Raw genomic sequence first — 14041 nt, forward strand, 5'->3', positions numbered from 1 at the left:
CTCCGCCGCCCGATATAATCGGGCAGGCGGAGCATAGGTGATAACGCCGGGAGGGATAGGGCGCACACCTTAGATATCGATATCCACCGTAAACAAGGCGGAGCGGCCCGGCGCGATATAGACGAACGGCGTGCCCGAGCGATAGAGCGCGTCGTAATAGACCTTGTCTGTCGCGTTCAGCACGTTGAACGAAATTCCGACCCGGTCCGTCACCTGCCAGCCGCCAAAGAAGTCGAAACGCCAATAGCCGGGGATTTCCGTTCCAATATCGACGGTGCTGCCGCCGGCCCGCGGACCCTGGTAACTCGCCTGACCACCAATATGAATGCGATCGGTGATTTCATAGCGCGACAGCGCGTTGAAGCTCGTTTCCGCAACATTGGGAATTTTACCGCCGACGTCTTCGGGATCGGGGGCGGCGGTGATTTCCGCTTCCAGAAGCGAGAGGCCGCCATAAAGGCTCCATTGCTCCGTCACATTGCCGGAAAACCCGAGCTCAATACCTTGCACCCGTTGCTCGCCTTCAAGGCCGAAAGCGCCGCCAAAGCCCGGCTCGATCTGCACGCGCGCGTTTGTTTTGTCCGTGCGGTAGATTGCTGCGGTGAGCGCGAGGTGCTCGTCGAAAATGTTCCACTTGGCGCCGATCTCATAGGACTTGTTGCGCTCGGGATCGAGATTTTCCGTTGACGCGGTGATGCCGCCATAGGAATCGCCGAGGCCGTCAACCTGCTCGCCAGACGGGTTCGATGACGAACCGAAGGAAGCATAGATGCTGGCGTTTTCTGCAGGCTTCCAAAGCGCGCCGAGATGCCAGTTCACAAAGTTGGTGTCATTGGCGAAGGAGCCCGCGCCGCGGCCGCCGACGGATTCAACCTCGATCGAATAATCATCGAAACGAACGCCGCCAAATACCGAAAAGCTTTCGCCGAATTTGATGGTGTCGAGGAAATACAGCGCATTTGAGTCGACTTTTGCGAGCGAGTAAGCGCCGCTTTCTTCAACCGGGAAGGGCCATGCCGCAAACGGGTCCGGATTGAAAATGTTCTGGAATACCGTCGAAGGGGAAATCGGATTGCCGGTCGACGGATCTTCGGAGTCCAAAAACGCAAAGGGGCGGTTTTCGATTTCTTCGTGGCTGATTTCGAAACCGGCGACGATTGTATGGTCGAGACCGCCAATATTGAGATCGACCGTCGCGTCGGTCTGGTTTGCGATATAGTCGTTCACCGAATTGCGGTTTTTCGGGTTCGCCCGCAGCGTCCAGTTGGCCGGATCCGGATCGGAAATGTCCGGACGCTCCGGCGCGGAGACGACATAAGCATTGCCGGTTCTGCCATAGCGGGTGACGCTGCGAATTGTGGCGTTTTCCGTCGGCGCATATTCGATGCGTCCGGTATAGATGTCGGCGAAGGTTTCGCGGAAATCGCGATTGACGAGGCCGTAGAAATTATCGCGGTCAACATCGAAAGGTGCATTGGCGTCGCCGTTCCATGGGTGGCCGTAATCGGGCATCTCATCCGTGTCGAGATGGTAGTAATCCAGCGTGAAGGCTAGCGATTCAATTGGCGTCCACAGCAATGCGGCGGCCACGCCCCAGCGGTCGTTAAAGACTTCATCGCGGCCCGGCGTATCGGATTCGTGATACATGCCGTTGACCCGAAGCGCGAGCGTATCGTTAAACGCATAGTTGAAGTCGCCGGTGAGGCGGTAGGTGTCGCTGGTGCCGACTGTTGCTTCGACGTCGCCGAAACTTGTCAGCTGCGGCGCCTTCGAGACCAGGCTGACTGCGCCGCCCGTAGAGCCGCGACCCGCAAAGGAGCCTGACGGGCCTTTTAGAATCTCGATTTGTTCAACTGCGAAAACTTCCCGGCTCACAACGCCGGGATCGCGCACGCCATCCACATAGACGTCGTTGCGCGCATCAAAGCCGCGAATAAAGATCCGGTCGCCAAAGGCGTTGCCGCCTTCGCCGGTCCCAATGGTGACACCCGGCTGGGTGCGGACGATGTCCCGGAAGGACGTCGCGCCGGCATCGTCGATCAGTTCTTTCGAAATCACCGAAACAGACTTGGCTGTGTTGAGAAGGTCTTCCGTGAGTTTGGATGAAGCGGAACGGTCGATTTTGTAGGGGGCGGCAGGATCCGCGTAAGGGTTGGAGCCGTGCTTTTCGCCTTCGACGATAATTTCGTCGCGCACGCTCGGTGCAGCAGAGGCGAGAAGGATTGCTTCTTCGGCGGTCGCAGGCGCAACGCCGGCGACGCCCGCGCCCGCGATTCCCGCGAGAGCGGTTTGCGAAGCGATGAAGCGGAGTGATTTCGGTTGTTTTACAGATGTGCGGCGCACGATATGTCCCCAGTTTGATGGAAGTGAACGAAACGAGAGTGTGAAGGCCCCGGTCCAGGCCGGCCGCTTGCTCGTAACGTAATTAAGAATCATTCGCAACTGCTTTGCGAATGATTCTGATAATAATTCGCAAGTCACTAAAATTCGCGGGTTTGCGCGCAATGCGACCCGAGATTGGGTGCATGGTTTAGGGAGAAAGCCCTCTGTGGTTTGGGGAGGGCTAGCCTTTAAGGGCGTTGAGCATGGCCGCTGAGGCGTAGCCGTCTGCGGGAAGGCCGGCTTGTTTTTGCCAGGCGCGCAGCGCCTTTTTGGTGCCGGCGCCAATAATGCCGTCGACCGGACCGGGGTCAAAGCCGCGATCCTTCAGCGCCTGCTGCAAGCTTTTGCGCTCATCTAAGGAAAGCGGGCGGTCATCGCGCGGCCAGGCGCCGACAATGGCGCCGCTGCGCCCGGCGATCTCGTCAGAAAGCAGCGAGACGGCAAGCGCGTAAGAGGTGGAGCGGTTGTATTTCAGGATCGCTTCGAAATTGCCGAAAACCAGAAACGCCGGACCGCGAGCGCCCGCCGGTAAAATCAATCGGCCGCGTGAATTCGGATCGAAGCGTTCGATAAGGGATTTGCCTTGCGCGACATCAACGCCGCTCGCAGCCCATTCAACTACGGCCTTTTTGATGTTGTTGTCTGCAAGTGCGTAATCGAAATCTGCGGGCAGGCGAATTTCAAGCCCCCAGGCTTCATTCGCGCGATAGCCGGAAACGCTAAGATAGTTTGCGGTAGAGGCGAACACATCGCCAAGATTGTTCCAGATGTCGCGACGCCCATCGCCATCATGATCAACGGCGTAAGAAAGGTAAGTCGTCGGAATAAATTGCGTATGGCCCATGGCGCCAGCCCAGGAGCCCTTGAGTTCGTTCCGGCCGGCATAACCATGCTGAATGATTTTCAGCGCGCCGATAAGCTGGCTGCGCCCATAGCCGGTGCGGCGGCCTTCAAAGGCGAGCGTCGCCAAAGCTTGTATTGCATCATAGTTCCCCATGATGGCGCCGTAGGACGATTCAAGCCCCCAAATCGCAGAGACGATTTCCGCATCGACGCCATAGGCGTTTTCAATCAGCGTGAGGAGCGACCGGTTTTCGGCGAATTTCGCCCGGCCGTTTTGAATGCGGGTGGGCGAAACGGCGCTGTCGAGATAGTCCCAGACGCCGCGCGAAAATTCCGGCTGATTGTCGTTCAATTCATAAACGCGGGGGTTGATGGACAGGCCTTCCAGCGCGTCATCAAGCACAGCCTCGGAAATGCCGGCGGCGGCGGCTTCCGCGCGGAAGCCTTCGACCCAGCGCTCAAAGTCGGCCGGTTCGGCGTAGGCTGCGCTTGCGGGCAAGACGGCGGCGCCAAGTCCTGCGAGCAGTCCTGCGAGCCATTTCTTCATGCCGTTCCCCTTCTATCCACGCGAATCAAACAATCGGCCAAGATTCATAGTAGCAAAGCAATATTCAAACCCTAACGGGGCCGCAAGGCCGTATTATGGCGTACTTTGCGGATCAGCGCCTGGCGGGCTAGATTGCGTTAACGAATGGGCCGCGCCAAGCGCCGCTATAACGACCCATGTGCATTTTAAAAGGGCTCCCAATGCTTCAACGTTCGCTTTTCTCCGCCGCCGCCATGTCAGCGCTCGCGCTTGCTGCTGCCTGCTCGCGTGAGGCGCCGCCCGCCGCGCCGGAGGGCGATGCAACGGAAGCCGTGATTGCGGGCGAGGCTGTAATGGCGGAGGCGGATGCGCTTGAAACCATGCGCGCGCAGTTCGCTGTGGTGGAGATGGATGTAGACACCTCCTTCCTTAGCGCGGAGGAGCGCCAGGTCGTCAACAAGCTCAATCAGGTCGGCAATCTGATGTCGGAAATCTATTTCCGCCAGCGCAGCGAGATGAACCCGCAATGGCGCAAGGAAATCGCGGCCAGCGGAAACAAGCGCTTGCAGGAAATGTTCAACCTGCATTTCGGCCCGTGGGACACGCTTGATCACAACAGAGTTTTTTATGGCGATCAGGAAATGCCGGCGGGCGCGGCATTCTATCCGGCGGACATGTCGAAAGAAGAATTCGCTGCATGGGTCGCCGATCATCCGGAAGATGAAGAAGCTTTTACAAGCGGCTACACCGTCATCCGCCGCACGGAAGAGGGCGGTCTTGTCGCCATTCCCTATTCACAACATTACCGGGAATGGCTTGAGCCGGCCGCGCAGCTCATGCGCGAGGCCGCAGAGATTACGACGAATGAAAGCCTGAAGAATTTTCTCACCCTGCGCGCTGAGTCATTCCTGACCGACGATTATTATGAATCGGAAATGGCGTGGATGGATCTTGAAGGTCCGATTGAGGCCGCGATTGGGCCGTATGAGGTCTATACGGACGGGCTTTTCGGCTACAAGACGGCGTTTGAAGCCTTCATCACGATCGTCAATCCGGAAGAAAGCGCCGCGCTAGCGAAATACAAGGATTTCCTGCGCGATATGGAAGCAAATCTTCCGGTCGCTGAAGCCTACAAGAATTTCAAGCGCGGTTTTGAATCGCCGATCGCGGTGACCTATCAGGTGCATGGCGGCGGCGACAATGTGCCGGGCGTGCAGACCATTGCATTCAACCTGCCGAATGATGAGCGGGTGCGTGAGGCGAAAGGCGCCAAGAAAGTCCTGCTCAACAATGTGCTCGGCGCCAAATTCGACCGCATCCTGGCGCCCATGGCTAAGGACGTGCTGGTCGCCGATCAGGCGTCGCTTCTGATGAAGGAGTATATGTCCGGCGAAACGCTGTTCCATGAACTCGCCCACAGTCTCGGGCCGGGAACAATCATCATTGACGATGAAGAAACGACGGTGAGCGCCCGGTTGCAGGAACTCTACACCATGACCGAAGAAGGCAAGGCCGATGTCATGGGCGCCTACAACATTCTTTACATGATGGAGCGCGGTGAATTGCCGGTCGCGGAGAAAGAAAATTTCCTCGCGACTTACTTTGTCGGGCTTTTCCGCGCGATGCGGTTCGGCATTAACGAGGCCCATGGCAAGGGCGCCGCGTTTCAATACACCTACTTTCAGGAAGCTGGCGCTTTCACGGTTGAGGACGGAAAATTCCGGCTCGATTTCGCCAAGCTTGAGCAGGCGGTTTCGGATCTGACCCGCGATATTGTCGTGCTTCAGGGCGATGGCGACTATGAAGCCGCGAAAGCGTTTCTAGCCGAATATGCCGTGCTTGATGATGCGGCGTTGAATGTCATTGCGGCGCTTACGCATTTGCCGGTTGATATTCAGCCCGTCTACAAAGATAAATTGTAGCGCGCACACGAAAATGTGAGATGCGGCGTCCCTGTCGAAAGACAGGAACGCCGTAATCCATTTGTCAGTAACGCTCGTCCTTTCCGCCGCCTATTTCCGTTCTCCAAAAAAAGGAGAACACCGTGTCGACCTATAGAACCGACTTACCGCAGCTCAGTGGAGAGCTTTTCCTGACGGATAGCGGCATGGAAACCGACCTGCTCTTTAACAAGGGATTTGAACTCCCGTGTTTTGCGTCTTTCCCATTATTGAAAGACCCAAAAGGCCGCGCAGCGATGCAAGAATATTGTCTTGCTCATGCGGCGCTGGCGAGACGGCACGGACTCGGTTTTATTTTTGAAAGCGCAACCTGGCGGGCGAGCCCGGATTGGGGGCGCAAACTTGGCTATGATCTGCCGGCGCTTGAAGCGGTGAACCGCGACGCGATTGCTTTTGTGGAGCATGTGCGTGACCGTGCGGGCCTTGAAACGCCTTTTGTCATTTCAGGCAATGTCGGTCCGCGCGGTGACGGATATGAGCTGCGCAGCTTAATGAGCGCGGAAGAAGCGGAAGAGTATCATTCCTTTCAGGCGGAAATATTCGCCGATACGGCCGCTGATTTCATTTCCGCCTTCACCATGACCAATACGCCCGAAGCGGTGGGGTTCGCCAACGCCGCCGCGCGCGCAAAGATGCCCTGCGTCGTTTCATTCACCGTGGAAACAGATGGGCGCTTGCCCTCGGGGCAGGCGCTAAGCGAAGCCATCATGGAAACCGATTTCGAGGCGCGCGTGGCGCCGACCTATTACATGATCAATTGCGCGCATCCGACGCATTTCACTTCAGTGCTTCAAGATGACGGCCTGTGGCTTTCGCGCCTGCGAGGCGTGCGCGCGAACGCTTCTCAATGTTCGCATGCAGAGCTTGATGAGGCGGAAGTGCTGGATGACGGCAATCCGGGCGAGCTTGCGCTGGAAAATGAGGCGTTGCGACGCCTTGTGCCGTCATTGACGATTTTCGGCGGGTGCTGCGGGACAGATCTGCGCCATGTGGAGAGGATCGCCGCGGAGATCAGCCGTTCGCGCAAAGCGGCCTGAAGACGCGGGGTCAGCCGCCGGAGCGCGCGAGCGTGACTTTCGACCCCGGTTTGCGGCCGAGCTTTTCTGAAATCCAGATGCTGGTTTCGATCAGGGCGTCGAGATTTACGCCAGTGTCAAAACCGGAGCGGGCGAGGGAGTAGACCACATCCTCGCTCGCCACATTGCCCGATGCGCCCCGCGCATAAGGGCATCCGCCCAATCCGGAGACGGAGGAGTCGAATACGGCGACGCCTTCGTCAATCGCCGCCCAGATATTGGCGAGCGCTTGTCCGTATGTGTCATGGAAATGCCCGGCGAGCGCTTTGACAGGCACGGCTTTCGAAACGGCGCGGATCAGCGCTCTGGTTTCTTCCGGCGTGCCGACGCCGATCGTGTCGCCGAGCGAAATTTCATAGCAGCCCATTTCGTATAGCGCGGCAGCGACCGGCGCCACAGCCGCCGGTGATATGTCGCCTTCATAGGGGCAGCCGAGCACGCAGGAAACATAGCCGCGAACGCGAATGCCGTCGGCTTTCGCCGCCTCGATCACCGGTTTGAAGCGCTCAAGGCTTTCCTCGATGGAGCAGTTGATGTTTTTCTGGGAAAAGCTCTCCGACGCGGCGCCGAAGACCGCAACCGTATCGGCTTTCGCTGCCCGTGCGCCTTCATAGCCCTTCATGTTTGGCGTCAGAACGGGGTAGGAAACGCCCCTTGCGCGTTTGATTGTCGTCATCACCTCGTCGGACGCCGCCATTTGCGGCACCCATTTCGGCGAAACGAAGGCGCCGCCTTCCACATGTTTAAAGCCGCAAGCGGCGAGCCGTTCGATCAGCTCGACCTTGGTCGCGACATCGACAGTCTGCGCTTCGTTTTGCAATCCGTCGCGCGGACCGACTTCAACAAGGGTGATGGGGTTGGTCACGCGCTTTCCTCGAACTCCACCAGCAAGTCGCCGTCCTTGACTTGATCGCCGGGCTTGAACTTGTAGCCTTTGATGACGCCGTCGAAAGGCGCCTTGATTGCGTGCTCCATCTTCATCGCTTCCATGACGAGCAGGGGCTTGCCCGCCTCAATCTTGTCGCCCGGTTTGGCCGAAAGCAAGGTCACGACGCCCGGCATCGGCGCGGTCAGCGAACCTTCGCTTGAATGATGCGCAGAAATGCCAGCCAGCGGATCGGGAAAGGCGATGTCCCAATGGTTTGCGCCAATCCATACACGAAGCGTGTCACCATGTGGCGCTGTGAAAGCGGTGAAATCCTCACCCATATGGGTAAGCCGCAGGGCGCCGTCGCTATCTGCAGCGCTGGAAAACGAAAACTCGATTGGCGTTTGCGCTTCGCGCCCCTCGCGGCGCGCGGCGGCGGAAGCATCGGGCTCCAGCGTCGCTTTGAATTGATCACCAGTCTTCGACAGGCGGAGCAGGGCGGCCTGGCCATCATGCTCGATCCACATCACTTCGTGGCGCGGCCGGTTGAGCCGGAAGCCGGAGAGCGAGCCCCAGGGGTCATTGTCATTGCTGGCGGTTGAGGCGCGTTTCCACATCGCCGCCGCCGCCCATTGTTTCGGCCCTGCGGGCGTTTGTTCGAAAAGCGCGGCATCATGCTCCTCGATAAACTTCGTTGAAACGTCGCCCTTGATGAAATCACCTTCGGCGGCCAGCGCATGGAGGAACGCCGCATTGGTCTCTAGTCCGGCGACGCGGGTCTGCGACAGCGCCGCGCGCATGGCGCCCAACGCTTCTTCGCGGCCCGCGCCATGGGTGATGATCTTGGCGATCATCGGATCGTAAAAAGGCGTGATCGCCTGTCCTTCTTCGACGCCGGAATCAATGCGTGCAATGTCGGCGGGCAGGCGTAATGTCGTCAGCGTGCCGATTGACGGTGCGAAATTCTGGTTCGGATTTTCCGCATAAAGCCGCGCTTCGAAGGCGTGACCGTTTTCGGTGATCTGGTCCTGCCCCAGCGGCAAGCCTTCGCCCGCCGCGATGCGCAATTGCCATTCGACGAAATCGAGACCGGTGATCATCTCTGAAACGGGGTGCTCCACCTGCAGCCGCGTATTCATCTCCATGAAATAAACGGCGTCATTATCAGCGTCGTAAAGGAATTCCACCGTGCCGGCGCCGCGATAATCAACCGCCTTGCCGGCATCGACGCCAGCTTTGAGCAGCGCGGCGCGGGTTTTCGCGGGAAGGTTCGGCGCCGGCGCTTCTTCGATCACCTTTTGGTGGCGGCGCTGCACGGAACAATCGCGTTCGAACATATGGACGACATCGCCTTTGCCGTCGCCGAATATCTGAACCTCAACATGGCGCGCGCGGGTCACATATTTCTCAATCAGGAAGCGGTCATCACCAAAGGCGGATTTCGCTTCGCGCTGGGCGGATTTGAGCGCGTCTTCGAGGTCGCTTTCCTGCGCGACCATGCGCATGCCCTTGCCGCCGCCGCCCGCCGTTGCTTTCAAAAGCACCGGGTAGCCGATGCGTTTTGCTTCGCGCTTGAATGTCGCGACCGCCTGATCTTCGCCCTGGAAGCCCGGCGTCGTCGGGACTTTTGCGGCTTCCATCAAATCCTTGGCCGCAGATTTCGATCCCATAGCGCGAATGGTTTTTGCTGTAGGGCCGATAAAGACGATCCCGGCGGCGTCCAGCGCATCGGCGAAGACGGCATTCTCCGACAAAAAGCCGTAGCCGGGATGCACAGCCTCGGCGCCGGTCTTTTTGCAGGCGTCGATAATCTTTTCCGCGCGCAGATAACTTTCCGCCGCTGCGGCCGGCCCGATATGGACGGCCTCGTCACAGGCTCTGACATGCGGTGCGTTCCGGTCTGCGTCGGAATAAACCGCCACCGTCGCGACGCCCATTTTGCGCGCGGTCCTGGCGACGCGAATAGCGATCTCACCGCGATTGGCGATCAGGATTTTTTTGAACATTAGCTCACCATATCGAATGCGGGATGGTAGTGGATGGTTCGGATATCGTCCGCTGCGACCGCGCCGAAATTGTCGTCTTCTTTCGTGATGATGCGAAAAGCGTCACCGGCGTCGAGATCCGGCCCATGTCATTTTTCGCGTCGCGGCAGGTTCAAACCCGAACCGTCCGTAATAATCCGGCTCACCCAGCACCGCGATCAAGCGGGCGTTGTTTTCGCGGCAAAGCTTCAAACCCTCTTTGACCAACGCCGCGCCGACGCCCTGGTTTTGATGGTCTGGCGCAACGGCGAGCGGGCCGAGGCCAAGCAGCAAACCGTCAAGTTCCGGTTTGCAGGTGACGGCGCTGAACACGCAATACCCAACCGGGACGCCGCCGATCTCTGCGAGCCGCTCGATCTTGATGGCGTTTTCAGACCAGAGCTTTTCGACAAGCTTCGCTTCATCATCGCGGTCGAATGCGCTGGCGATCAGCGCGGAAAGCGCTTCGCGGTCTTCGGTTTTCACCTTGCGAATGAGAAGGCCCAGGGTCATTTAGTCTTTCAACCAATCCGGTTTGCGTTTCTCCAGGAATGCGGTGACGCCTTCCTTGCCTTCGTCGCTGGCGCGGGTCTTGGCGATCATGCCTGCGGTTTCTTCCATCACCGCGTCACCCAAGGGGCGGTAAGCCACTTTGCGAATGAGTTCTTTCGCCAGCTCTTGCGAGCTGGGGCCGCAAACAAGCAGCCCTTCAAGCGTTTCTTCCAGCGCGTCATTCAAGGCGTCGGCGTTCACAACGGTGTGGAGCAGGCCGATGCGCCGCGCCTCGCTCGCATCAAATCGCTCGCCCGTAACGAAAAGGCGCCGGGCCTGGCGCACGGTGATCGCCTGAATAACGAAGGGAGAAATCACGGCGGGAATGAGCCCGACGCGCACCTCCGACAAGGCGAAAAATGAGGTGTCGGCGCCGATGGCGATGTCGCAGGCGGCGATCAGGCCAAGGCCGCCGCCCATAGCAGGGCCATTGACCAGCGCCACGGTCGGCTTCGGCGCGTGATAAATGGTCGACAGCATATGGGCGAGGCGGCGCGCATCGTCCTTGTTCTCGGCTGCGGAAAAACCCGATGCGCGTTTCATCATGTTGAGATCAGCGCCAGCGGAGAACGCTTTGCCGGCGCCGGTCAGGACGATCACGCGGACATTCGGATCGGCGCTGAGACGGCCCATCGCATCGCAAATCTCGCCAATCAACTGTTCATTGAATGCGTTGCGGATGTCGGGCCGGTTCATGGTGAGGCGGGCAACGCCGCGATGATCAATGGTGGTGATGAGAACCTGTTCGTTCATCTGCCCGTCCTTCGTTTTGTCAGTCATCGCAAACCCAATCGTCAAATTTTATGTCAGTTGCCTTTGAACACTAGAACAAAGCGGACGCTTCAATTCCAGGTCGGCAATGCGTCCCGCTTATTACATCCGGAACACGCCGAAGCGCGTTTCCTCTCCCGGCGCATTCATCGACGCCGATAGGCACAAGCCTAACACGTCGCGCGTCTGTGCGGGATCAATAATCCCGTCATCCCACAGCCGCGCGGAGGAATAATAGGGCGAGCCCTGGGCCTCATAGCCTTCGCGGATCTTGTTTCTGAATTCTTCTTCCTCCGCCTCGCTCCATATCTCGCCTTCGCGCAATCCGTCGCGTTTCACGGTGGCGAGAACGCTCGCCGCCTGTTCGCCGCCCATGACGGAGATGCGCGCATTCGGCCACATGAACATGAAGCGCGGGGAATAAGCGCGCCCACACATGCCGTAATTTCCCGCGCCGTAAGAGCCGCCGACAACAATTGTGAATTTCGGCACGGCGGCGCTCGCGACAGCAGTCACGAGTTTGGCCCCGTCCTTGGCGATGCCGCCTTCTTCGGCGGAGCGGCCGACCATGAAGCCGGTGATGTTCTGCAAAAACACCAGCGGGATTTTGCGCTGGCAACATAGCTCGATGAAATGCGCGCCTTTCTTGGCGCTTTCGGAAAACAGGATGCCATTATTGGCGAGAATGCCGACGGGATAGCCGTGAAGGCGCGCAAAGCCGGTGACCAGCGTAGAGCCATAAAGCGGCTTGAATTCGTCAAACTCGGAGCCATCGACAATCCGGGCGATGATCTCGCGCGCATCATAGGGCTTGCGCGCATCCGCCTCGACGACGCCGTAAAGTTCTTCAGCGTCGTAAAGCGGCATTGCCGGATCGGCCATCACCACTTCGCCCTGCTTCACCCAGTTGAGGCGGCCGACAATCTGTCGGGCGAGGCCCAGCGCATGATCGTCATCTTCGGCGAGATGGTCGGCGACGCCGGAAATCCGCGTATGGGTGTCGCCGCCGCCAAGGTCTTCGGCCGAAACTACTTCGCCGGTTGCGGCTTTCACGAGCGGCGGGCCGCCAAGAAAGATCGTACCCTGTTTCTTGACGATGACCGCTTCGTCCGACATCGCCGGAACATAGGCGCCGCCCGCCGTGCAGGAGCCGTGAACGATCGCAATCTGCGGAATGCCCTTCGACGACATTTGCGCCTGATTATAGAAGATGCGCCCGAAATCGTCCTTATCCGGAAAGACTTCATCTTGCATCGGCAGGAAGGCGCCGCCGCTTTCCACAAGATAGATGCAGGGCAGGCGATTTTCGAGCGCGATCTCCTGCGCGCGTAAATGCTTCTTCACCGTCATCGGGTGATAGGTGCCGCCTTTTACGGTCGGGTCGTTCGCCACGATCATGCATTCAACGCCTGCAATGCGGCCAAGCCCGGCGACGACGCCGGCGCTCATTACATCGCCTGAATACATTTCCCAGGCGGCGAACTGTCCGATCTCAAGGAAAGGCGCGCCGGGATCGAGGAGCCGCGCCACGCGCTCGCGGGCCAGCAGCTTGCCGCGCTTCTTGTGGCGGTCGGCGTAACGGGCGCCGCCGCCTTCGGCGACCTTCGCCGCATTGGCCTGCAAAACGGCCACCAGAGTGCGCATCGCCTCGGCGTTTGCGGCGAAACTGTCAGAGCGCGGGTCAAGGGCGGAGCGGATTACAGGCATGATTTTTCGGCCTCTTTTCGATATCTCAGCATATACCGCATATTCCGGTTGTCCGACAATAGGAAAATCTGATAAACAAGGTCTCAACAGGGCGGACCGCAAGGACTCCGCTGGATTTGACCCTATTCGGGAGTGCGCGCCAATGCGATCCAACAGCCAGCTTTCTATGAATTTCGGTCTCGACCCGATGGTCGAGGAAATGCGCGAGGTGGTGGCCCGCTGGGTCGATGACCGGCTTGCGCCGCGCGCGGCGGAGATTGACGAAAAGAACCTGTTTCCCCGCGACCTCTGGCCCGAACTCGGTGAGATGGGCCTGCTTGGCGTCACCGCCAGCGAGGAATTCGGCGGGACCGGCCTCGGCTATCTCGCCCATTGCGTCATCATGGAAGAGATCACCCGCGGGTCCGCTTCGGTGGGCCTGTCTTACGGCGCGCATTCCAATCTTTGCGTCAATCAGATCAATTTGAACGCCAGTCACGCCCAGAAAGAGCGCTATCTGCCGAAACTGATTTCCGGCGAACATCTGGGCGCGCTCGCCATGTCAGAACCCGGCGCCGGATCCGATGTGGTGTCCATGCGGCTGAAGGCCGAGAAAAAAGGCGACCGCTACATTTTGAATGGCAACAAAATGTGGATCACCAATGGTTCGACGGCAGATGTTCTTGTGGTTTATGCAAAAACGTCTCCCGATGAGGGTTCGCGCGGTATTTCCGCCTTTTTGATCGAGAAGAATTTAAAAGGATTCTCTACGGCGCAAAAGCTCGACAAGCTTGGCATGCGCGGCTCTGACACTTGCGAGCTGGTTTTCGAGGATTGCGAGGTTCCGGCGGAAAACCTGATGGGTGCAGAAGGCGATGGCGTGCGCATCCTGATGAGCGGGCTGGATTATGAGCGCACCGTGCTAGCGGCTGGGCCGCTTGGCATCATGCAGGCCTGCATGGATGTGGTGTTGCCCTATGTGCATGACCGCAAGCAGTTCGGCAAATCAATCGGCGAATTTCAGCTTGTGCAGGGCAAGATCGCCGATATGTACACCACCATGAACGCCTGCAAGGCCTATGTTTACGCTGTCGCCGCCGCCTGCGACCGCAAGGAAACGACCCGCCAGGACGCGGCCGGCTGCATTCTTTATGCGGCGGAAAAAGCAACGCAGGTCGCGCTTGATGCGATCCAGTTGCTTGGCGGCAACGGATATATCAATGAATATCCAACGGGACGGTTGCTGCGCGATGCAAAACTCTATGAAATCGGCGCCGGCACTTCTGAAATCCGCCGCATGCTGGTGGGGCGGGAATTGTTCGCCCTTAGTGCGTAGTTGTAAGTGAGCAGTT

The 14041-nt window shown here is 58.7% G+C and carries 10 protein-coding genes; 3 read left to right on the plus strand and 7 right to left on the minus strand.

Features of this window, described 5'->3' with window-relative positions:
- Positions 1-69 precede the first annotated feature (69 nt).
- Together AC0L8G_RS07290 and AC0L8G_RS07295 are read right to left on the minus strand one after the other, a co-directional pair.
- On the minus strand, positions 70-2343 hold the full coding sequence (locus tag AC0L8G_RS07290; RefSeq protein WP_473388023.1) for a TonB-dependent receptor: 2274 nt from the start codon (positions 2341-2343) through the stop codon (positions 70-72).
- A 220-nt stretch (positions 2344-2563) separates the two neighbouring features.
- Entirely contained in the window at positions 2564-3772 is a 1209-nt protein-coding gene (locus AC0L8G_RS07295) for a lytic murein transglycosylase (RefSeq protein ID WP_473388025.1), read from the minus strand.
- A gap of 200 nt (positions 3773-3972) precedes the next feature.
- On the opposite strand from AC0L8G_RS07295, the gene AC0L8G_RS07300 reads away from it, so the two are divergent.
- Positions 3973-5673 carry a dipeptidyl-peptidase 3 family protein gene (locus tag AC0L8G_RS07300; RefSeq protein WP_473388026.1) on the plus strand — a complete coding sequence of 567 codons (1701 nt, stop codon included), beginning with the start codon at positions 3973-3975 and terminating at the stop codon, positions 5671-5673.
- Between the two features lie 122 nt (positions 5674-5795).
- A complete protein-coding gene (locus tag AC0L8G_RS07305; protein WP_473388028.1) occupies positions 5796-6749 on the plus strand; it encodes a homocysteine S-methyltransferase family protein in 954 nt (317 codons plus the stop codon).
- 10 nt (positions 6750-6759) lie between these two features.
- Here the strand turns inward: AC0L8G_RS07305 and AC0L8G_RS07310 are convergent, their stop codons facing one another.
- The 5 genes from AC0L8G_RS07310 to AC0L8G_RS07330 form a co-directional block, all read right to left on the minus strand.
- A complete protein-coding gene (locus AC0L8G_RS07310; protein ID WP_473388029.1) occupies positions 6760-7653 on the minus strand; it encodes a hydroxymethylglutaryl-CoA lyase in 894 nt (297 codons plus the stop codon).
- Entirely contained in the window at positions 7650-9662 is a 2013-nt protein-coding gene (locus AC0L8G_RS07315) for an acetyl/propionyl/methylcrotonyl-CoA carboxylase subunit alpha (protein WP_473388031.1), read from the minus strand. Before AC0L8G_RS07315 ends, AC0L8G_RS07310 begins: the two co-directional genes overlap by 4 nt.
- 102 nt (positions 9663-9764) lie before the next feature.
- A complete protein-coding gene (locus tag AC0L8G_RS07320; protein ID WP_473388032.1) occupies positions 9765-10193 on the minus strand; it encodes a GNAT family N-acetyltransferase in 429 nt (142 codons plus the stop codon).
- A complete protein-coding gene (locus AC0L8G_RS07325; RefSeq protein WP_473388034.1) occupies positions 10194-11012 on the minus strand; it encodes an enoyl-CoA hydratase/isomerase family protein in 819 nt (272 codons plus the stop codon).
- 93 nt (positions 11013-11105) lie between these two features.
- Complete coding sequence (locus AC0L8G_RS07330) at positions 11106-12710, minus strand: carboxyl transferase domain-containing protein (protein ID WP_473388035.1); 1605 nt, start codon at positions 12708-12710, stop codon at positions 11106-11108.
- Positions 12711-12852: 142 nt separating this feature from the next.
- On the opposite strand from AC0L8G_RS07330, the gene AC0L8G_RS07335 reads away from it, so the two are divergent.
- The gene (locus AC0L8G_RS07335; protein WP_473388037.1) at positions 12853-14025 is read left to right on the plus strand and encodes an isovaleryl-CoA dehydrogenase; all 1173 of its coding nucleotides are present in this window, start codon (positions 12853-12855) and stop codon (positions 14023-14025) included.
- Positions 14026-14041: the final 16 nt, after the last annotated feature.

This window comes from Hyphococcus sp. D3-15, assembly GCF_055809375.1.

Coding starts and splice junctions, on each gene's coding strand:
- AC0L8G_RS07295 (WP_473388025.1), bottom strand. CDS start 3,772: ATGAAGAAATGGCTCGCAGGACTGCTCGCAGGACTTGGCGCCGCCGTC.
- AC0L8G_RS07300 (WP_473388026.1), top strand. CDS start 3,973: ATGCTTCAACGTTCGCTTTTCTCCGCCGCCGCCATGTCAGCGCTCGCG.
- AC0L8G_RS07315 (WP_473388031.1), bottom strand. CDS start 9,662: ATGTTCAAAAAAATCCTGATCGCCAATCGCGGTGAGATCGCTATTCGC.
- AC0L8G_RS07320 (WP_473388032.1), bottom strand. CDS start 10,193: ATGACCCTGGGCCTTCTCATTCGCAAGGTGAAAACCGAAGACCGCGAA.
- AC0L8G_RS07325 (WP_473388034.1), bottom strand. CDS start 11,012: ATGACTGACAAAACGAAGGACGGGCAGATGAACGAACAGGTTCTCATC.
- AC0L8G_RS07330 (WP_473388035.1), bottom strand. CDS start 12,710: ATGCCTGTAATCCGCTCCGCCCTTGACCCGCGCTCTGACAGTTTCGCC.
- AC0L8G_RS07335 (WP_473388037.1), top strand. CDS start 12,853: ATGCGATCCAACAGCCAGCTTTCTATGAATTTCGGTCTCGACCCGATG.